The sequence below is a fragment of the Pseudomonas sp. NPDC090592 genome, assembly GCF_044769185.1.
Classification (GTDB): domain Bacteria; phylum Pseudomonadota; class Gammaproteobacteria; order Pseudomonadales; family Pseudomonadaceae; genus Aquipseudomonas.
Genome location: NZ_JBIVXJ010000009.1, coordinates 122760 through 142233 on the forward strand (window position 1 = coordinate 122760; position 19474 = coordinate 142233).

At 64.2% G+C, this 19474-nt stretch carries 18 protein-coding genes; 6 read left to right on the forward strand and 12 right to left on the reverse strand.

Annotated elements, in window-relative coordinates; translation table 11 throughout:
• Positions 1 to 173: 173 nt before the first annotated feature.
• Positions 174 to 1079 carry a LysR family transcriptional regulator gene (locus tag ACIQUI_RS10395; protein ID WP_403197869.1) on the reverse strand — a complete coding sequence of 302 codons (906 nt, stop codon included), beginning with the start codon at positions 1077 to 1079 and terminating at the stop codon, positions 174 to 176.
• 272 nt (positions 1080 to 1351) lie between these two features.
• Between ACIQUI_RS10395 and ACIQUI_RS10400 the strand changes: the two genes are divergently transcribed.
• The gene (locus ACIQUI_RS10400) at positions 1352 to 1801 is read left to right on the forward strand and encodes a universal stress protein (protein WP_403197871.1); all 450 of its coding nucleotides are present in this window, start codon (positions 1352 to 1354) and stop codon (positions 1799 to 1801) included.
• Between the two features lie 346 nt (positions 1802 to 2147).
• Here the strand turns inward: ACIQUI_RS10400 and ACIQUI_RS10405 are convergent, their stop codons facing one another.
• Genes ACIQUI_RS10405 through ACIQUI_RS10420 form a run of 4 tightly spaced genes read right to left on the reverse strand, consistent with a single transcriptional unit; the run spans position 2148 to position 6927 of the window.
• Positions 2148 to 3008: an efflux RND transporter periplasmic adaptor subunit gene (locus tag ACIQUI_RS10405; protein ID WP_391127514.1), complete on the reverse strand. Its 861-nt coding sequence runs from the start codon at positions 3006 to 3008 to the stop codon at positions 2148 to 2150.
• Positions 3009 to 3018: 10 nt separating this feature from the next.
• A complete protein-coding gene (locus ACIQUI_RS10410) occupies positions 3019 to 3219 on the reverse strand; it encodes a DUF1656 domain-containing protein (RefSeq protein WP_008097766.1) in 201 nt (66 codons plus the stop codon).
• A 4-nt stretch (positions 3220 to 3223) separates the two neighbouring features.
• Positions 3224 to 5401, reverse strand: a complete 2178-nt coding sequence (locus tag ACIQUI_RS10415; protein ID WP_403197874.1) for an FUSC family protein — start codon at positions 5399 to 5401, stop codon at positions 3224 to 3226.
• Positions 5398 to 6927: an efflux transporter outer membrane subunit gene (locus tag ACIQUI_RS10420; RefSeq protein ID WP_403197877.1), complete on the reverse strand. Its 1530-nt coding sequence runs from the start codon at positions 6925 to 6927 to the stop codon at positions 5398 to 5400. The genes ACIQUI_RS10415 and ACIQUI_RS10420 overlap by 4 nt, the downstream gene beginning before the upstream one ends.
• 191 nt (positions 6928 to 7118) lie before the next feature.
• On the opposite strand from ACIQUI_RS10420, the gene ACIQUI_RS10425 reads away from it, so the two are divergent.
• Together ACIQUI_RS10425 and ACIQUI_RS10430 are read left to right on the forward strand one after the other, a co-directional pair.
• A complete protein-coding gene (locus tag ACIQUI_RS10425) occupies positions 7119 to 8066 on the forward strand; it encodes a LysR family transcriptional regulator (RefSeq protein ID WP_016713499.1) in 948 nt (315 codons plus the stop codon).
• Positions 8067 to 8242: 176 nt separating this feature from the next.
• Positions 8243 to 9217, forward strand: coding sequence for a 2-hydroxyacid dehydrogenase (locus ACIQUI_RS10430; protein WP_403197882.1), 975 nt, complete (start codon positions 8243 to 8245; stop codon positions 9215 to 9217).
• Between the two features lie 134 nt (positions 9218 to 9351).
• On the opposite strand, the gene ACIQUI_RS10435 is transcribed toward ACIQUI_RS10430, so the two are convergent.
• Complete coding sequence (locus ACIQUI_RS10435) at positions 9352 to 10254, reverse strand: DMT family transporter (protein WP_403197885.1); 903 nt, start codon at positions 10252 to 10254, stop codon at positions 9352 to 9354.
• Positions 10255 to 10528: 274 nt separating this feature from the next.
• On the opposite strand from ACIQUI_RS10435, the gene ACIQUI_RS10440 reads away from it, so the two are divergent.
• Positions 10529 to 11404 (forward strand): helix-turn-helix domain-containing protein, encoded by an 876-nt coding sequence (locus ACIQUI_RS10440; RefSeq protein WP_403197886.1) that lies wholly within the window; start codon positions 10529 to 10531, stop codon positions 11402 to 11404.
• Between the two features lie 127 nt (positions 11405 to 11531).
• Here the strand turns inward: ACIQUI_RS10440 and ACIQUI_RS10445 are convergent, their stop codons facing one another.
• The 6 genes from ACIQUI_RS10445 to ACIQUI_RS10470 all read right to left on the reverse strand — a co-directional run bounded on the left by ACIQUI_RS10445 (position 11532) and on the right by ACIQUI_RS10470 (position 17882).
• Positions 11532 to 13922: a TonB-dependent siderophore receptor gene (locus ACIQUI_RS10445; RefSeq protein ID WP_403197887.1), complete on the reverse strand. Its 2391-nt coding sequence runs from the start codon at positions 13920 to 13922 to the stop codon at positions 11532 to 11534.
• A 200-nt stretch (positions 13923 to 14122) separates the two neighbouring features.
• Positions 14123 to 15103, reverse strand: coding sequence for a FecR family protein (locus ACIQUI_RS10450; RefSeq protein WP_403197890.1), 981 nt, complete (start codon positions 15101 to 15103; stop codon positions 14123 to 14125).
• Positions 15100 to 15657 (reverse strand): RNA polymerase sigma factor, encoded by a 558-nt coding sequence (locus ACIQUI_RS10455; protein ID WP_403197892.1) that lies wholly within the window; start codon positions 15655 to 15657, stop codon positions 15100 to 15102. The genes ACIQUI_RS10450 and ACIQUI_RS10455 overlap by 4 nt, the downstream gene beginning before the upstream one ends.
• Before the next feature lie 22 nt (positions 15658 to 15679).
• Positions 15680 to 16006 (reverse strand): DUF3325 domain-containing protein, encoded by a 327-nt coding sequence (locus ACIQUI_RS10460; RefSeq protein WP_403197894.1) that lies wholly within the window; start codon positions 16004 to 16006, stop codon positions 15680 to 15682.
• Positions 16006 to 17580 carry a PepSY-associated TM helix domain-containing protein gene (locus tag ACIQUI_RS10465; protein WP_403197897.1) on the reverse strand — a complete coding sequence of 525 codons (1575 nt, stop codon included), beginning with the start codon at positions 17578 to 17580 and terminating at the stop codon, positions 16006 to 16008. Before ACIQUI_RS10465 ends, ACIQUI_RS10460 begins: the two co-directional genes overlap by 1 nt.
• Positions 17577 to 17882, reverse strand: a complete 306-nt coding sequence (locus ACIQUI_RS10470; RefSeq protein ID WP_403197898.1) for a DUF3649 domain-containing protein — start codon at positions 17880 to 17882, stop codon at positions 17577 to 17579. The genes ACIQUI_RS10465 and ACIQUI_RS10470 overlap by 4 nt, the downstream gene beginning before the upstream one ends.
• A gap of 107 nt (positions 17883 to 17989) precedes the next feature.
• On the opposite strand from ACIQUI_RS10470, the gene ACIQUI_RS10475 reads away from it, so the two are divergent.
• On the forward strand, positions 17990 to 18535 hold the full coding sequence (locus tag ACIQUI_RS10475) for a sigma-70 family RNA polymerase sigma factor (protein ID WP_403197900.1): 546 nt from the start codon (positions 17990 to 17992) through the stop codon (positions 18533 to 18535).
• On the forward strand, positions 18532 to 19452 hold the full coding sequence (locus tag ACIQUI_RS10480) for a FecR domain-containing protein (RefSeq protein ID WP_403197902.1): 921 nt from the start codon (positions 18532 to 18534) through the stop codon (positions 19450 to 19452). The genes ACIQUI_RS10475 and ACIQUI_RS10480 overlap by 4 nt, the downstream gene beginning before the upstream one ends.
• The last annotated feature ends 22 nt before the right edge of the window (positions 19453 to 19474 follow it).

Below are 19474 nucleotides of genomic sequence, written 5' to 3' on the forward strand. Positions count from 1 at the left end.
AATGCTGACGAAAACTGAATTCTCGGTAGTGTTATGTTGCGTCAGACGCAATCCACTTCAGGACCGAGTCGCCTGCTTCGCGGGCACGCCCGCTCCCACAAGGACATCACTGCCCTCAGGAGCTGCGATGCCCCTGTGGGAGCGGGCGTGCCCGCGAAGAATCCAACCCGGTTTCACGGGTCTATGCTGCCACATGCTTTAAGCGTCTGGCGCAGCCACCGGTGGGCCGGGTCGTTGTCGAACCGCGGGTGCCACGCCTGTTTGACGTTCACTTTCTCCAGTGGCACGGGGATCTCAAACGACCGCAATGGCAGCTTCAGCCGGTTCACACTGTTAAGGATATTGGCCGGTATCGGCAGGATCAGGTCCGAATCCGGCAACGAGAACATGGCTGAATGGAAGCTCGTGGTGATCAGTGCCACCCGCCTCTCCACCTTGTGAGCGGCCAGCGCCACATCGATCGGCCCATTGGCACGGCCGCGCCGGGACACACTGATCTGCGGGTAGCTGGCGAAGCGCTGTGGGGTGATGGGGGCATCGAAGATCGGGTGCCCTTCCCGGGCCAGCCCTACAAAGTAGGTATTGAACAGGCTCTGGACCTTGATTTCCGGGCCCAGCTCAACGGCTGAACTGATGATCAGGTCGATCTGCCCGTTGCGCAGCACTGCATCATCGTCGCCACTGCCCTCCGGGACGAACCTCAACACCGTACGCGGCGCCTGGGCCAGCATCATGCGCAGCAACTGGGCACCGTACAGGGCGATGAACAGGTCGTTGGTGCGAATGTTGAACGCCCGGTCCAGGTTCGCCAGGTCCACATCGTCACGGCTGCGGAACACCTGCCCCGCCTGCTCCACCAGCCCGTGCACCTGTTCACGCAGGGCCAACGCCCGTGGCGTCGGCACCAGGCCACGGCCGGCGCGCACCAGGATCGGGTCACCCAATGCGTCGCGGATACGCCCCAGGGTGCGGCTCATGGCTGCCGGGCTCAGGTTCATGCGCTGTGCCGCGCCGACCACACTGCCTTCATCGAGCAGGACATCGAGGGCAATGAGCAGGTTCATGTCCGGGAGTTGCATGGCCGTTTTCCGTTACAGCGTTGGGGAATGGCGATGGTAGCAGGTTGGGGGATTGCATCAGACGCAATGCGCTCGTGCGTGGTGGGGCATTTATTCCCCGAATGTGATCGGCGATAAATGAAACATAGCCAGGTCCGGCCTCTTCGCGGGCACGCCCGCTCCCACAGGGACCGCACAGTATCCGAAGGCTGCGCAGTACCTGTGGGAGCGGGCATGCCCGCGAAAGGGCCGGCCCTGCAGACTTATCAGCCAGCCTCAGTCAAGGATCCCCAATGCCCACCCCCGTCCTGATCGCCATCGACGCCTCCCCCGCTTCCAGCACCCTGCTCACCCTCGCCCGCCGCTACTGCCGCCCCGCCGAACACGAACTGCACATCCTGCTGGCCATCGATTCCACCTTCGCCGTGCACGAGCAACCCGCGCCCTATACCGCCGAGGAACTGGAGGAATACCCCGCAGCCTGCGAGGAACAGCAGCATGCCGACCACGCCGTGGCCGAGGCGGTGCGTGCGTTGCAGCAAGCCGGCTTTACCAGCCAGGGCTGCATGGTTGCCGGGCAACCGGTCGAGGCCATTGTGGCCAAGGCACTGGAGCTGAACTGCGAGCTGATCATCATGGGCCACCGCCACCTGTCACGGCTGGGGCGGATGCTGGATCCGTCGATCAGCGCAAAGGTGATCGACCGGGTTGAGGTGCCAGTGCTGGTGGGTCTTGCGGGCTGACCTGCATGGGGTTTGCCTCTGGTAAAGCATGTGGGCCAGCATGTGATCGGCTTGAGAGGTTTTTCGCCTGCGAGATCGAGCGCCGCCCGCGCGGCGCTTCGCGGGGCAAGCCCGCTCCCACATTTGTTTCGGGCCAATCTATCCTGAGCCTGCAGCGCGCGCCCCCTTTCAGAGTCCACCTCGATATCGTGTGTGACAAACAAGGCGGTCGCGCGCGCGGCCACAGGCGAGACTGGCCCGAAACAAATGTGGGAGCGGGCTTGCCCCGCGAAGCGCCGCGCGGGCGGCGCTCGATACCACAGGCCCTGAAAGTCTCAAGTCATGCACCCGCAACCCCTACCATCTCTCACCCCTCGCTCGGCTTCACCACCACCGTACACGTCGTCCCCGCCGCCAGCAAAAACCCTTCCGGCACTTCATCGATATGTATCCGCACCGGCACCCGCTGCGCCAGGCGCACCCAGTTGAAGGTCGGGTTCACATCGGCAATCAGCTCACGGCTTTGCGGGTTGTCGCGGTCGTAGATGCCGCGGGCGATGCTCTCCACATGGCCCTTGATGCGCTCGCCGCTCATCATCTGCAACTCGGCCTGGTCACCTACTTTCACATGCGGCAGCTTGGTCTCTTCGAAGAAGCCGTACACCCAGAACGAGTTCTCGTCGACCACCGCCATCACTGCTTCACCAGTACGCGCATAGTCGCCCTTGTGGATGTTCAGGTTAGTCACGTAGCCGTCCACCGTGGCCACGATGTGGGTGCGCTTGAGGTTCAACTCGGCAGCCGCCAGTTCGGCAAGGGCCTGCTGGTAGTCCGCCTGGGCGGAGTTGGCGATGTTGCTGGCGTCGTCGCGGTTTTCCTTGGAGATCACCAGGTTGTCCATGTCGGCACGGCGCTTGGCGTTGACCTTGCGCATTTCCCAGGTGGCCTTGCGCGAGGCGACCATGGCCTTGGCCTGGTCGACTGCCAACTGATAGTGCTCGGGGTCGATCTGGATCAGCAGGTCACCCTTTTTCACCCGCTGGTTGTCCTTGACTGGCACGTCCACCACGTAGCCCGGCACATCGGCGGCAACGTTGATGATGTCGGCACGCACGCGGCCGTCACGGGTCCAGGGCGTGGTCATGTAGTGCAGCCACAACTGGCGGCCAATCACCACGGCGGCGGTCAGCACCAGCAAGGTAGCGATCAGGCTGAAAAACTTTTTCATCGAAGGGTTCTCACCAGTAGAGCGACAGCGCCAGGGCGCCGAACAGGCAGACGAACAGGCTCAGGCGCAGCAGCGCCGGGTGCCAGAAGAAGCGGTAGCCATCATGGCTGGCGATGAACCGGTCCAGGCCCCAGGCCAGGCCCAGGGCGAACAGGAACATCAGGGTCATGGTGGGCATGTACACGCCATGGAAGGCGATTTCACGGGGCATGCTTTCACGCAGCATCTTGCAGTCCTTTCGCCGGTACCAGCGGCGACTGTGGGTCCAGCAGGGAAGAACGGATGAAGTGCAGGTAGCTTTGTGCACGGCGCAGCACCGAGGTGTCGAAGTGCCGGGCAAACGGCTCGTCAGTGGCCTGCACACGGGCAATGGCATGGTCCACCGCCACCAGCGCACGTTCGTGATTGCTGGCACTGGGTTGCAGGAACAGCCGTGCCAGGGCGCGGCCCATCACGCGGATGGCCTGGCGCCAGGGCTGCGATTCGGCATAGGCCGGGTGCACCGGCGCGCGGGCCTGTTCCTTGCGCAGCTCGATCACGGCGTGGCCGATTTCCAGCACGGTGAACATCCAGCCCATCAACTGGCTCTGTACTTGCGGCTTGCCGGCCGCCAGACCATAGGCCTGGTGCAGCAAGTCGCGGGTGCGGCTTTCAAAGGCCGTGCCGATACCACGCAGGCGGCCGCTGATGGCGAACAGCACTTGCTCGCGCAGTTCCTGCTCCAGGCGGCTCCACAACCACCGGCTGTTGGGCGGCAGGATGATCGCACCGGCAGCGGCACAGACGAACATGCCGATGACCATGCCGATGTAGTCGTTGATGAAGCTATACGGGTCATACACGGTGAGGTTGTTGGGCACCGAGCCGATGGCAAAGAACACCAGCAGGCCGATGCCGTACCCCGCATAGGCCGGGCGCGACGAGAGGAATGCGCCCAGCACGAACACCGGCGCCAACACCATGCACAGCAGGGGGAAACCGTCGATCCAGGGGAACACGAAAAAGGTTTCGAAGAAGCCGACAAAGGCGCCGATGGCCGTGCCGCAAGCCATCTGGAACGACATGCGCTTGGGGTTCGGCGAGGCCGCCGACAGGCCCACGGTGACGGTGGCGATCAGGGTCATCATGGCGCCGCTGGGCCAGTCGCTGAGCAGCCAGTAGCTGCCCAGCAGCAACAACACCGCCGACGCCCGCACGCCGGCGGCCAGCGACACCAGCCAGCTGGTCTGCGCCACGTAGGGCTCATCCCACTGTTCGCGCTCGTGCTTGTGCGCAGCCAACGAAGCGTGGGTTTCGGCGTAGCTGTACATTTCGTCGACAAAGCGGTACAGCAGCTCGAAGGCGGTGTGGAAGTCGAGCAGGTCGGCCTCGCTGGGCTCGGTCGCCAGGTACTCGGCACGCAGCCCACGCACCTGGGCTTGCAGGCCTTCCTTGTAGGCGGCCAGCTCCAGGGTGAGGCGCAGCGCATCGGCATCGGTCAGCGCCCGGCCCACATAGGGCTGCAACAGTTCCACCAGCGTATTCAGCCCCGGTTCAATGGCACCGACGATCTGCAACGGGCCACGGGCGCGCAGGCGCTCCAGCAAACGGTGCAAGGCGTTGAAGCGCGTGGTGATGGCCATGAATTCGCTGTTCATCCGCACCAGGCGGCCAGAGCGGCGGCGCATGTGCGGATCTTCGAAGGCGGTGACGTTGCGCAGGCTCTCAAGGCCGACCGCTTCGGCAACGAAGCGCACGTTGCTGCTCTCGAAACGGTCTTTCTGGCTGTCACCACGCAAGGCCTCGACCACCACCCCGGCGAACACGCCAAAGCGCTGGTACAGGGCGTTGCGCATGGCAGCACTGGCCGACTGCGGCAGGATTGCGGCACTGACAAAAGTCGAAACCAGGATGCCCAAGGCAATTTCCAGCACCCGCCATACCGCCGCCATGAACGCCTGGTCGGGGTGCTGCAACACCGGTAGGCCGATCATGGCCGCGGTGTAGCCGGCCAGCACGAAGCCATAGGCGCGGAAGGTGCGGTAGCGCATGGCGCCGGCCGAGCACAGCCCCACCCACAGGGCCAGGCTGGGCAGGAACAGCTCGGTGTTCTGCGGGAAGATGGCGATCAGCGCCACCATCATCGCCGAACCGGCCAGGGTGCCGAGCACCCGGTAGAAGCTCTTGGCGAACACATGCCCGCTTTGCGGCTGCATCACGATGAACACAGTGATCATCGCCGTACGCGGTTGCGGCAGCTCCAGGCGCATGGCCAGCCACAAGGTGATGAAGGCGGCGGCCAGCACCTTGAAGATGTACACCCAGGTCACCCCGTCGGTGCGCGCCCAGGCAAAGAAGCCCCGGCGCCATTCCAGGCTTTGCAGCCAGCGCACGGGCAAACTGGAAGTGCTCATTCGGCGTTATCCGGCTTCTTGTCGAAAATGGCCAGGGTGGCCGGGGTTTTCGGCGCGGCCTGACGTTGCTCCTTCGGCACATCCTGGCCAGCCTGCAGGCCACCGCCCAAGGCGGTGACCAGCTCGGCATGGGCAATCAGGCGGGCAGCCTGCACCTGCTGCTGCACCTGCTGCTGGCGGAACAGCAAGGTCTGCGAATTGAGCACGTTCAGGTAGTCGGTAAGGCCACGCTGGAAAGCGACCATGGCGATGTCGTAGGTTTTCTGCGCGGCAGCGACGGATTCGGCGGCGAAATGCGACTGTTCTTGCATCGACTCGCGGCGGATCAGTTGGTCGGAGATGTTCTTCAGCGCGCCAACCACGGTCTGGTTGTAACGTGCCACGGCCACGTCATACCCCGCCGCAGCCACACCCAGTTCCGAGCGCAGGCGGCCACCGTCGAAGATGGGCAGGCTGATGGCCGGGCCGACGTTGTAGTTGAACTTGCGCCCGGTCAGGAACTCCAGCGGGCCACCGCCGGTGGCCATGAAGCCCAGGCTGCCCACCAGGTCGACATTGGGGAAGAAGCCGGCATGGGCGACGTCGATGCCACGCGCCTGCGCAGCCACCTGCCAGCGGCTGGCGACCACGTCGGGGCGCTGGCCGACCAGCTCGGCAGGCAGGTTGGACGGCAGTTTCAGCGGCGCGGCCAGGGCCAGGGTCGGGCGCTGCAACTGTGCGCCCTCCCCCGGGCCCTTGCCGGCCAATGCGGCCAACTGGTTGCGGGTGAGGGCGATTTCTTCGTTCAGGCTATCGAGCTGGCGGTGGGTTTCCGGCAGCGGTGATTCGGCCTGGCTGACTTCGAAATGGGTGCCGATGCCGGCGTCCAGGCGGCGCTTGGCCAGGGCCAGGATCTGCTCCTGCTGCTCCAGCTCGGCCTTGACGATATCGCGCTGGGCAAAGTGCAAGCTCAGCTGGATGTAGGCACGCACCACGTTGTTCTGCAGCTCCAGCTGCGCCTGGCGGGCTTCGGCAACGCTCATGTGCGCCTGGTCCACAGCCTGCTCGCTGGCATTGCGTTCGCGGCCCCACAGGTCGAGTGCGTAGCTGAAGCCGAAAGCGGCGTTGTTGTCCCAGGTATTGGCACCCGACAGTGCGCCCGGGCCGTAGAACTGGTCCTCAGGCCAGTTGTGGCGCTTGAGCGCAGCCTGGCCATTGACCTGGAGTTTTTCTGCCGACTCGACCACACCGGCCATGGCCTTGGCTTCGCGCACCCGCGCGGCAGCCATGGCCAGGCTTGGGCTGCCGGCCACTGCCAGGGCAACCCAACGGTCCAGCTGGGGGTCGCCATAGCCGTGCCACCACTGCTGGTCGGGCCAATGGGCGTCGGTCGCGGCTTCGCGTATGGCCGCGTCGGTGGTCAAGGTATTGGCTTGCAGCGTCTTGCTTTGCGGGGCAATGCCCCAGGTTCCGATACAGCCGCTCAAGGTGAGGGCAAGGGCACAGGCACTGAACGCATTGAGCGTTCTGATGATGCGACGCGGCACAGCTGCGATTTCCCGAGGAAGAGGTGAAGGGGCCGGGCAATTCTAGGGGGCGACAGCACTGGCGATAAGCGCAGATTCCTGCGAATCTTTGTTACCGAAACAGCGATAATCCGCCTTTGGTCGAAGGTAACTTTTCAGCTTTTTGCCGTTACTTCGTGACACAATTTTGTCCTCTACATTGAGAGTGACCCATGGACACCCTGCAAAACATGCGTGCTTTCAGTTGCGTAGCCCAGCTAGGCAGCTTCACCGCTGCGGCGGCACAACTGGATACGACCACCGCGAACGTGTCGCGGGCGGTCTCCAACCTGGAAGCCCATCTGCAAACAAGGCTGCTCAACCGTACTACCCGCCGCATTGCGCTGACCGAAGCCGGCAAGCGCTACCTGATGCGTTGCGAACAGATTCTTACCTATGTGGAAGAAGCCGAAGCCGAAGCCAGCGATGCACACGCCCGCCCTGCCGGGCAGTTGAAGGTGCACTCGATGACCGGGGTCGGCCAGCACTTCGTGGTGGATGCCATCGCCCGCTACCGTGAATCGCACCCAGACGTGACCTTCGACCTGACCATGGCCAACCGCGTGCCCGACCTGCTCGACGAAGGCTATGACGTGTCCATCGTGCTGGCCACCGAGCTGCCCGACTCGGGGTTCGTATCCCAGCGGCTGGGTATTACCTACAGCATCGTCTGCGCCTCGCCCGGCTACATTGCCCGCCACGGCAGCGCGCAAAAGCCCGCCGACCTGCTCAAGCACGCCTGCCTGCGCATGGTCAGCCCGGTGATCCCGCTGGAAAAGTGGCTGTTCGACGGGCCGGAAGGCCAGGAAATGGTCAACATCACCAGCTCGCCGTTCATGGTCAACACCGCCGACGCCATGAAGACCGCGATCCGCAGTGGTATGGGCGTAGGCGTGCTGCCCATTTACTCGGCCATCGACGGCCTGCGTGATGGCAGCCTGGTGCGGGTGCTGCCCGAGTACCGCCTGCAGGAGCTGAACCTGTACGCCATCTACCCATCGCGGCAATACCTGGATGCCAAGATCAAGACCTGGGTCGAGTACCTGCGCAACTCGCTGCCGGAGATTCTCGCAGCCCATGAGGCAGACCTGAAAACCCATCAGGTGCTGATCGCCAACTAAAAGCAGCTGCAAGGCGGTGGTAGACAATGGTAGGTTGCTAACCAATGTAGGCCCATTCGCGGGCACGCCCGCTCCCACAGGTACGGCACACCTTCAAGCCCTGTGCATTACCTGTGGGAGCGGGCATGCCCGCGAAGAAGCCCCCACCGTCCACCGCCTTGCAGAGAAGTAGCCCGATGAAAAAGACCGTCCTGGCCTTCAGCCGTATCACCCCGGCCATGGCCGAGCGCCTGCAGCAAGACTTCAACGTGATCCTGCCGAACCCCAAGCTCGGCGACATCAATGCCCAGTTCAACGAAGCCCTCCCCGAGGCCCACGGCCTGATCGGCGTTGGCCGCAAGCTCGGCCGTGCCCAGCTTGAAGGCGCGGCCAGGCTGGAGGTGGTGTCCAGCGTTTCGGTCGGTTACGACAACTATGACCTGGACTATTTCAACGAGCGTGGCATCGCCCTGACCAACACCCCCGACGTGCTCACCGAAAGCACCGCCGACCTGGGCTTCTCGCTGGTCATGGGCTGCGCCCGGCGCACCGCCGAGCTGGATGCCTGGACCAAGGCCGGCAACTGGCAGGCCACCGTGGGCCCGGCGCACTTCGGCAGCGATGTGCATGGCAAGACGCTGGGTATCGTCGGCATGGGCAACATTGGCGCTGCCGTTGCCCGCCGTGGGCGGTTCGGTTTCAACATGCCGATCCTGTACAGCGGCAACAGCCGCAAGACCGCGCTGGAACAGGAGCTGGGTGCGCAGTTCCGCAGCCTGGATGAGTTGCTGGCAGAAGCGGACTTCATCGTCATCGTGGTGCCGCTGTCCGACGCAACCCGCAAGCTGATCAGCACCCGTGAGCTGAAACTGATGAAGCCGAGCGCATTCCTGATCAACATTGCCCGTGGCCCGGTGGTCGATGAAGCCGCGCTGATCGAGGCGCTGCAGAACGGCACTATTCGTGGGGCTGGCCTGGATGTGTACGAGAAAGAACCGCTGAGCGATTCACCGCTGTTCACACTGCCCAATGCGCTGACCTTGCCGCACATTGGTTCGGCCACTGCCGAAACCCGCCAGGCCATGGCCAACCGCGCGATGGAAAACCTGCGCGCGGCACTGCTGGGTGAGCGGCCGCGGGACCTGGTGAACCCGCAGGTTTGGAAGGGCTGATAGCCTTCTATCGCCTGCACCGGCCTCTTCGCGGGCAAGCCCGCTCCCACAGATACCCCACAGCCCTCAGGACCTGTGCAATACCTGTGGGAGCGGGTTCACCCGCGAAAGGGCCAGTGCAGACAACACATTATCTATTTGGCCACCACCAACCCATCAGCCACCTTGGCCTTGGGCTTGCGAAACACCAGCACATTCCCCGCCATCACCGCCACCAGCCCCATCAGGGCCGGCGCCGTCCACTGATACCCCTCGGCCACCGCCGACACATTCAGCGCCACCAGCGGGAACAGCACCGTGCAGTATGCCGCCCGCTCCGGCCCCATGCGCCCGACCAGGGTCAGGTAGGCAGTGAAGCCGATCACCGAGCCCGGTATCACCAGGTACATCAACGACCCGATATAGCGGGTGTTCCATTCCATGTCGAAAGGAATACCGCTGGCCAGGCAATACACCGCCAGCATCATCGCCCCGTAGACCATGCCCCAGGCATTGGTGGTCATGGGCCTGAGCCCAGCCTTCTGCTGCATGCTCGAAAGCATGTTGCCCGCCGAGAAGCACAGCGTCCCGAGCAAGGCCAAGCCAAGGCCGTACAACGTCTCGCGGCTGGCGCTGTGGTGCGAAAGCTCGGGCCAGAACAGCAAGCCCAGGCCAAGCAAGCCAAGGGCCCCGCCACCCAGCACATTGCTGGCGATTTTCTGGCCGAAAAACATCCGTGCGTTAAGTGCGTTCCACAGCGTGGCGGTGGAGAACACCACGGCGATCAGGCCACTGGCAATCCACTGGCTGGCCGTGAGAAAGCACATGAAGTTGACGCAGAACAGGCACAAGCCCTGGGCCAGGCAGATCTGGTGGCCGCGGCGGTTCATGGGCTGAAGGCGGCGGGTAAGCAGCAGGAAGGCGAACAGGATCAGCCCCGCCAGGGCGAAGCGGTAAACGATCGAGACAGGGATGGCGACCTCACCCAACTGGAGCTTCAGGGCAATCCAGGTGGTCCCCCAGATCAGGACGGTGAGCAGGTACAGTGACAGGTTCATGGGTGCAGTTCCTCAGGCGATCGACATTACATCCCGGGGCCGCTGCGCGGCCCATCGCCGGCAAGCCAGCTCCCACAGGGACAGCGTCAACCCCAAGCCGGGCGCTGTACCTGTGGGAGCTGGCTTGCCGGCGATCGAGGGCGCAGCCCTCGCCAGTGCCAACAGTGTTCACCGTGCGCGGCGCATGCAGCTTGCACAAACTTGCGCTTTTGTCCCGCAGGTAGCTGTCAGCCTGCCCAAGTGGCAGTAGGATGGCAGGCAAGAGGAACCGCCCATGACCCCACTCACCCAGCTGCAAGTGTTCAACGCCATGCATGCCTCGCCCCACGCGCGGCTGGAGCTGAGCGCGCAGCTGGGCGACGGGCTGGCGGCGGCGTTGTGGAGCAACCGCGACGATGCCCGCGACTATCAGGCGCCGACCCATCACACCCTGTCGTGCTACATCGCCGACGGCACCGGCACCTTCCGCCGCCAACGCCCGGCCGACAAGGGCGCGCCCGGCAAGCTGTGCGTGATGCCGGCCGGGCAGGAGTCGAACTGGGTGGTCAATGGTGCCATCCGACTGGCGCACCTGTATGTGAGCGAGGCGCAGTTCGCCTTGGGTTGCGTGCGCCTGCTCGACCGTGAACCACGTGAATTGCAGTTGCAGGAAGCGACCTTTCTCGACGACCCGCAACAGGCCACTCGCTTTCGCCAGTTGATCACCCTGGACTGGGACGAGCCCGGCGAGCGTTTGCTGGCCAGTACCCTGGCGCACGAGATCGTCGACCATGCGCTGCTCAGCCAGGTCGGCCTGCGCCAGGGCCTGCGCCTGAAAGGCGGGCTGGCGCCCAACCTGCGCCGGCAACTGGTCGATTACATCGAGGCGCACCTGGACCAGCCCATCACCCTGGGTGAACTGGCCTTGCGCTGCAACCTGTCCGAATACCACTTTGCGCGCATGTTCCGCACCAGCTTCGGGCTACCGCCGCACCAGTACCTGCTGGCCCGGCGGCTGCACCGGGCTTGCGAGCTGTTGCAGTTGGGGGCGATGCCGCTGGGGGAAATTGCCCTGCTCTGCGGGTTTGCCAGTGCCAGCCATTTCAGCAACCGGTTCCGCCAGGCGATGGGTGCCACACCAGGAGAATACCGTTTGGCCTTCAGCCTGTGACATTGGGGCTGCTTTGCAGCCCATCGCCGGCAAGCCAGCTCCCACAGGATTCTCACAGGCTTGAAGTTGTCGCGATACCTGTGGGAGCTGGCTTGCCGGCGATGGGCCGCAAAGCGGCCCCCTGCTCCTAAAACTCGAAGGTGCTCGACAAGCTCACCTGCCGCGCATCGCCAATCGCCACAAAGTACTGGTTCACCGCCGAGCTGTAGTACACCTTGTCGAACAGGTTCTTCACGTTCAATTGCAGCCGGACATTGTGCTCATCGAGCTTGGTCTCGTAGGTAGCGAACGCATCGGCCACGGTGTACGACGGCAGGTCGAAGGTGTTGGTCGAGTTGCCCGCCCGTTCACCCACGTAGCGTGCGCCAGCACCGAACCGTAGCTTGTCGCCACCGAACAGGCTGCCGAAGTCGTACACAGCCGACAACGAGCCCGTGTGCCTGGCCACGTTCTGCAGGCGGTTACCCTCAAGGTCCGGGTCTTTCGTCACCTTGGCATCGGTAAAGGCATAGCTGCCGATCAGGCTCCAGTGCTCGCTGAGCTGGCCGGTCAGGTCAAGTTCCACGCCTCTTGAATTGACCTCGCCGGCATTGCTGTAGACCGTCTCGCCGGTTCCGCTGTCGAAATTGGCGACCAGCACATTACGCTTGGTGATGTCGAACAGCGCCAAGGTACCGGTCAGGCGGCCGGGCATGTCCAGCTTGGCGCCCAGCTCCCACGACTTGCCTTCCTCGGGCGCAACGGACGAGTCCAGTACTACGCCGCCCGTCAGCGGCGCAATGCTGGAGTTGGGCTTGAACGACTCGCTGTAACTGCCATAGAACGACAGCTGGTCATCGACCTTGTAGACAATGCCAGCATGCGGAACCCAGGCCTGGCCGCTGTTATCGGTATTGGCCGTGAACGGTCGACCGCGGCCGGCATACTGGTCGAACTGCTGGAAGCGTGCGCCGGCCACCAGGATCCAGTGATCATCCAGGTGCAACGCGTCCTGCACGAACAGTGCATCGGTACGCAGCTTGTCGGTCTGGTCGCTGTCACTGGCACGTACGCTGGTGCCTTCCACTTCCTGGCCGTAAACGGGGTCGAGGTAACTGAAGGTGGAGCGTGCGGTCTGGCGGATCAGGTCGCCGCGATACACCTTGCGGTCTTCATGGTCGACGCCGAACAACAGGTCATTCTGCATGCCGGCCAACTCCACATTGCCGGCCAGGCTGAGGGTGGCGAACTGGTCGCGGCTCATGGCGTTGTGGGTGCCGTCGATGCTGCGCGTCAGTGTGCCTTTGGCTTCGTTGACCCCGGTCACCCGCACCTGGCTTGCATCGTATGTTTCGCGGTTGAAGCTGTAGCCAAAGTGCAGCTTCCAGTCGTCGGCCAGCTGGTGGTCGACTTCCAGCCGATACAGGTCGGAGCGCCCCTCCATGTCATTGAACGGCTCGTCCAGCCGACGCGTGGCGGGGATATTCAGCGGGTGGCCGTTGTTGCCGAATGCGGTGCCACGGTCGAACGGGTAAAGAAATTCGCGGTGGTCGTAGGCCAGCACCACCTGGGTGTCTTCGCCCAGCCAGGCCAGCGACGGCGCTACCAGTGACTCGCGGTGCACGCCATAATTGCGCCAGTAATCCTCGTCTTCGTGATCGACGATCAGCCGGTAAGCGAAGTTGCTGTCACCCAGTGCGCCAGTGCTGTCGAACCCGCCGCCACTGCCATTCTTGCCGCTGCCGTAGGTGGAGCCGCGTACGGTCAGCGCGTTGTACTGTTCAAGTTGCGGGCGCTTGCTGACCACGTTGATCACCCCGCCCGGGTCCTGGATGCCGTACAGCAGCGAGGCCGGGCCTTTGAGCACTTCGACCCGCTCGGTGCTGGCGTTGAGGCTGCGGCCCTGCACGATGGGCATGCCATCACGCATGATCGAGCCGTCGCGGTTGTCGCCAAAACCGCGCTTCATCACCGTGTCGGAGGTGCCGCCAAAGTTGTTGCCCTGGGTAATGCCGCTGACGTTGGCCAGGGCATCATCCAGGTTACGCGGGGCCTGGTCGCGGATGACCTGGGCCGGTACCACGTTGATGGCCTGGGGGATGTCCTGGTTCGGGCCCTGCCCGCGCATGATCGAGGCGGTGGCCGGCGGTTGATAGCTGTACACGTCCATTTGCGAGGTCACGGTGGTGGCCTGCAGGTTGAGGGCGCCGGAGGTATCTGCGGTTTCGAGGGTCAGGGTACGTGCATCGACCCGGCGCCAGGCCAGCCCGGCGTTGCCCAGCAGCTGTTGCAGGGCCTGTTCGGCGCTGAAGCGGCCATTCAGTGCCGGCGCCTGCACGCCCGGCAGTTCCAGGGTGTAGACCACACTCTGGCCGGTGGTGCGGCTGAAGGCGTTGAGCGCCTGGGCCAGGGGCTGGGCCGGCTGGGCGAAGGCATAGGTCTGCTGGTGCTCGGCGGCACTGGCCAAGGGGGCGACAGCAATGGCCGGGAGCATGGCAAGGCCGAACCAGAGAGGGACGCAAAGCGAGGAGAACTTCATGGACGCTGACCTGTGAGAGGGTGATGATTGCGAATGAATCGCACTTCCACTCATTACACGGATGCCACGTCCTGTTACCTCACCCGCTTTCTGAAAATATTTTTCCTGCGCCGGCCTCTTCGCGGGCATGCCCGCTCCCACAGGGACTTGCGCAATACCTGTGGGAGCGGGCGTGCCCGCGAAGAGGCCGGTGCATGTAACTACCGAACCAAGGTCAAACGCCCCAACACCGTCTGCCGCGAAAAGCCCATCACCTTGCCCAGCGAATCCAGCGCCAGCAGTGGCTCGCCCACCGGGAAACTGCCACTGACCTTGCGCTGCCCCAGTTCGCCATCCAGCAACACAATGCGCCCCGGGTAATAACGCCCGAGGTCTTCGACCACCTGTGCCAGCGGCGCCTGGTAGTAGTTCAGCCACCCTTGCCGCCAGGCCAGACGGTTGTCACTGTCCACAACCTGGGTGTCGCCTACCCTGTCTGCGCTGTAGTTCACCTGCTGGTTGGCAGTCAGCTCACGCGCCAAGGTGCCCTGCGCAGGGCTAACCCCCACACGCCCGCTGCGCACCGTCACCTGGGCGCCCTCGCCTTGCTCACGCACCTCGAACTGGGTGCCGAGCACTCGAACTTCGCCACCGGCAGCTTCCACCAGGAACGGCTCGCCGGTGTGTGTAACCTGGAAGAACGCCGCGCCATGCAGCAACCGCACACGGCGCTCACCCTGGGCAAAATCGACGGCAATGGCGCTGCCCGCATCCAGCGTGACTTGCGACTGGTCGGCCAAGGTCACCTGGCGAATCTGCCCGGCAGTGCTGTAGTCGGCCTGCAAGTCCTGTAACCAGTAGCCCGGGTGCCAGCCACCGGCAACACCCACGGCCAGCACCAGGCAGGCCGCCATTGCCAGTGCCGCCACGCGCCGCCACGGGCTGCGGGTCGGCGGGCTGGCCATGGCATCGAGGTAGCGCTGCAGGGCGTCGTGTTCCTCGTCCGCCAGCAGCAAAGCCGGGGTGGCGCTTTTCTGCCACAGTGCCTGGGCCTGTTGGTAGGCGTCACGGTGCCCGGGGTCGGCCAGCAACCAGCGCTTGAACGCCGCCCCTTCGGCTTGCGCGGGCTGCTCGTTGATGCGGCTGAGCCATTGCAGTGCTGCCTGGGATTGCGCCTCGGTAATGGGGGGCATGCTGCTCATCGACGGGCGCTCCCTGGCCGGCGTGGAGTGGGCGCGGGCTCGGCAACACTGGCCTTGCACGCTTCAAGGGCGCGCATCATATGCTTTTCCACGGCACTCTGGGACAACTGCATGGCCTTGGCGATTTCGCCGTACTTGCAGCCGTGGATGCGGTTGAGCAGAAAGATCTGCCGGGTGCGCTCGGGCAAGGCACGCAAGGCGGCTTCGATGCGTTGCAGGTCGTGGTCCACCTCCAGGGCCTGCTCGGGTGCCTGGGCCGTGGCCATCTCGTCCACTGGCAAGGCGGCTTCTGCCACACGCTCCCGGCTGCCTTCACTGCGCAGGTGGTCGATGGCCAGGTTGCCGGCGCAACGCAGCAGGTAGGTATCCAGTGCCTCGACCTTGACCTCGGGGCGGCGCCAGAAGCGCAGGAACAGTTCCTGGACCAGGTCCGAAGCCGTGGCACGGCAGCCGACCCGGCGGCTGACCAGCGCCTCCATGCGCGCCCGTTGGGCCAGAAAAACCTGGACGAAACGGGCACGCCCGCCGCCATTCTCGGCGTCCAGTTCGGTCATGTCCCCCGGCTCGCTCACAGGGTCACACTGCAAACACGGCCAGCAACGGCCCCAGCACCACGCTGGCGGCGGCCAGGCCCAGCAGCAGGCGCGGTTGGTAAGGTAGCCCGAACACCCACAAGGTCACCCCGGCCATCATCACCGCCGTCCACTCCACCAGGCCGTGGGCCCAGCCACGCAAATGCACGCTCAGGACCAGCGACAGCAGCAACAACAGCCAACCGGCGATACGCAACAGCCGCAACTGCCCAGAGCGCGGCTTGCGCCCGAGCAAGTCGCTGAAGTGTTTTTCCATGGCCAGGCACAAGGCGACAAAACCTGCGAATGCGATAAGTGCGTTACCCAGCATCAGCTCGCCTCCGCCGTTTCGCTGCTCGGCTTTTTCGCCACACGTGGGCGCTTTGCCACCGGTTTGGGGCTGCGCAGCATCTTGCCGGCCAGCCAGGCCAGGAACAGCCCGGTTGCCAGGGCTGTCAGGTCGAAGCCGGCCATGGCCCAGTCACCTTCCAGCAGCGAATGGTTCAGGCCCCGATCAGTGCTCAGGCCGTTGAGCAATGGCAGCAAGGCAAAGGCCAGCGCACCCACCGCAAGTTGCTCGCCCCAGGCCCTGCGGCCACTGCGCAGCACGGCATGCACAAGCGACAGGCCCCAGGCCATGAAGAAGGCATTGACCTCCCACTCGGCGCGGCCTTCGAAGCCCATCGGGAAAAGGCGGTTGGCCCAGAAGAAACTCGCCACCGCCAGCAACAAGCCGCTCATGCTGGCAATGTTCAGCACTTCCACCAGGCGCAGCTCACCCGGCATGTGCTCGCTCTTGGCGTGCTTGAGCTGGCGCTTGCCCAACCACATCACCAGCCCCGTGCCAATCACCGCAGTACCCGCCACGCCGAAGAAGAAGTACAGCCAGCGCAGCCAAGGCCCGGCGAAATTGCCCATGTGCAGCCCGGCAAAACTGAAGGCGGTCATCATCGCCCCGCTCTCGGGCTTGCCCTGGCTCAGCAGCGCGCCACTGGCGCCGTCGAAGGTCCAGTTGGCACTGCGCCGGTAAGCCACGTGGTCGGCAGCCGATTGGGTGAAGGTGACGCGGGCATTGCTGTCACCCGGGTTTTGCACCTGGATGTTGCCAATGCGCGCGCCGGGTTGCAGGGCCTGCACCTGGGCATACAGGCTCGGCAGCGGCACCAGCGGCGCAGCCACCTGGGCTGCCTTCGGCGCGTCGTTGCGGCCGAACAGGTCGTTGAAGTACTTTTCGGTGTCATTGCCATAACTGGCCATGATCCCCGCCGGCATCACCATGTACATGAACAGCACCAGGCTGCTGTAACTGATCATCAGGTGGAACGGCAGCACCAGCACGCCAATGGCGTTGTGCCCGTCCAGCCAGGAGCGCTGCCCTTTGCCGGGGCGGAAGGTGAAGAACTCCTTGAAGATCTTCTTGTGGGTGATGATGCCGGTAACCAGCCCCAGCAGCATGATGAAGGCGCAGAACGTCGACAGCCACCGGCCGAACGGGTAAGGCATCTGCAACTGGAAGTGGAAACGGTAGAAGAACTCGCCACCGCGGCTGTCGCGTGCTTCCACCGGCTGGCCCGTCTGTGTATCGAGGGTTTTGCTCACGAACCCGCGCTGCCCGCTATCAGGGTCGCGGTAGCCCACGCTCAAGGCCGCCTCGCGTGCGTTGGGCATGCGAATGAACCACGTGCCCGAATGCCCGCCATGGTCCTGCAGGTAGTGCTGGGCCATGTCCAGGCTATGCAGCGGGTCAAGGGCATGGCTGCGTACTTCGGGCTGTGTCCAGTGGGTAATTTCTTCCTTGAAATACGACAACGTGCCGGTGAGGAAGATGGCGAACAACAGCCAGCCGAAAATCAGCCCGGTCCAGGTGTGCAGCCAGGCCATCGCCTGGCGGAAGCCTTCTTTCATGGGTTTTTCATCCAGTAGGCAACGCCGCTGATCATCCCCAGTAGCAGGCTTGGCGCCAGTACGCCCAACCAGGCACGCCAGGCGCTACGGCACGCGAAGCACCAGATGAATGCCAGCAGGTAGAAGACGAACGACAACAACAGACCGGTAAGCGTGGCATCAACCTTTGGCAACGGCGCCACCAGGGCAATGCAGACGCTGGCCATGGACGCCAGCAGGTAGCCACCCAACAGCGCGGCCAGGCTGCGTGAGGCAACGGCCAGCCGATAGCTGAGCGGGAGGCCGGCAGTTTTGCGCGTCATGGCGAAGGTCCGGGCGTTTTTTGGGGGTGCAATAATAATGATTTCAATTCTCATAAGCAAAGCCCGCAGACGGCTGACGATTGCCGAAAAACCCGCCAGTCAATACAATGCGAACAATTCTTACTACCAGTTGCGCTGTACAGCGCCGGAGTATCACGGTGCCCAGCGCGCTTTCATCCACGGTCGAAGGCCTTTATCACGCCCACCACAACTGGCTCACCGGCTGGTTGCGCCGCCGCCTGGGCTGCCCACAGAGCGCCGCGGACCTGGCGCAGGACACCTACCTGCGCCTGCTGCAGGCCCGCGAAGCACCGCAACTGGTCGAGCCGCGCGCGTTCCTTGTAACGGTAGCCAAGCGCGTGCTGTGCAACCACTTTCGCCGCCAGGAGCTGGAGCGCGCCTACCTGCAAGCGCTGGCGCAGGTGCCGGAAGAGGTCGCACCGTGCGAGGAGCAGAAGGCGATCATTTTCGAGACCCTGCTGGAGCTCGACCGCCTGCTGGACGGCCTGCCGCCCTTGGTCAAGCGCGCCTTCCTGCTGGCACAGGTCGATGGCCTGGGCCAGGGTGAAATCGCCCGCGAACTGGGTATCTCGCTGGCCACGGTCAAGCGCTACCTGAGCAAGGCGGCCATGCGCTGCTACTTCGCCCTGTGAACGCCTCGTTTTCCCCGCAGGTGGCGGAGCAGGCCGTGCACTGGCTGATCGAGTCCCAGGGCGATGAGTTTGGCCAGGCGCAACAACTGGCCTTCGACCGCTGGTTAAAGGCTGACCTCGAGCACCAGCGGGCCTGGGCGCATATCCAACAGGTAAACCAGCGACTGCGCGGGGTGTCGTCGCCGGTGGTGCATGCAACGCTTCAGGCTCCACCTTCGCCGGCCAGGCGCCGGGCGCTCAAGGCCTTGTTGTTGGTCGGCGTAGCCAGTGCCACGGGGCTTGGGCTGCAACAGCAAAACCCGTTGCCCGGGCTGCTTGCCGACTACCGCAGCCCGGTCGGTCAGCGCCGCCGCATGCAACTGGCGGACGGCAGCGTGCTGCAGCTCAACACCCGCAGTGCTGCGGATGTGCGCTTCGACGGCCAACAGCGCCGGGTGCGGCTGTTCGAAGGCGAACTGGCGCTGCAGGTGGCCAGCGATGCCCGGCCGTTGCTGCTGCGTACCGGCGAAGGGGCATTACGCCTGGACAGCGGGCGCTTCAACGTGCGCCAGTTCGACGGCTACAGCCTGGTGTCGGTGTTCGAGGGTGTGGCCAGCGTCGCGGGGCAACCGCTGCTGGCTGGGCAGCAGGCACGCTTCACGGGGGCCTGGCAGGCGATCTCGGCGCTGGACCGCAATGTCGGCGCCTGGGTCGATGGCATGCTGGTGGCCTCGCAGATGCGCCTGGCGGATTTTCTTGCCGAGCTTGGGCGCTATCGCCACGGCCAACTGGGGTGCAGCGAGAAGGTCGCCGGCTTGCGCATTTCCGGGTCGTACCCGCTGGATGACAGCGAGCGCATCCTGCAAATGCTGGAAGTCGCGCTGCCGGTGCGGGTGCGGCGGTTTACTCGGTATTGGGTGACGGTGGATGTAGTGTGATGGCTACCAGGTGGCCGACGTT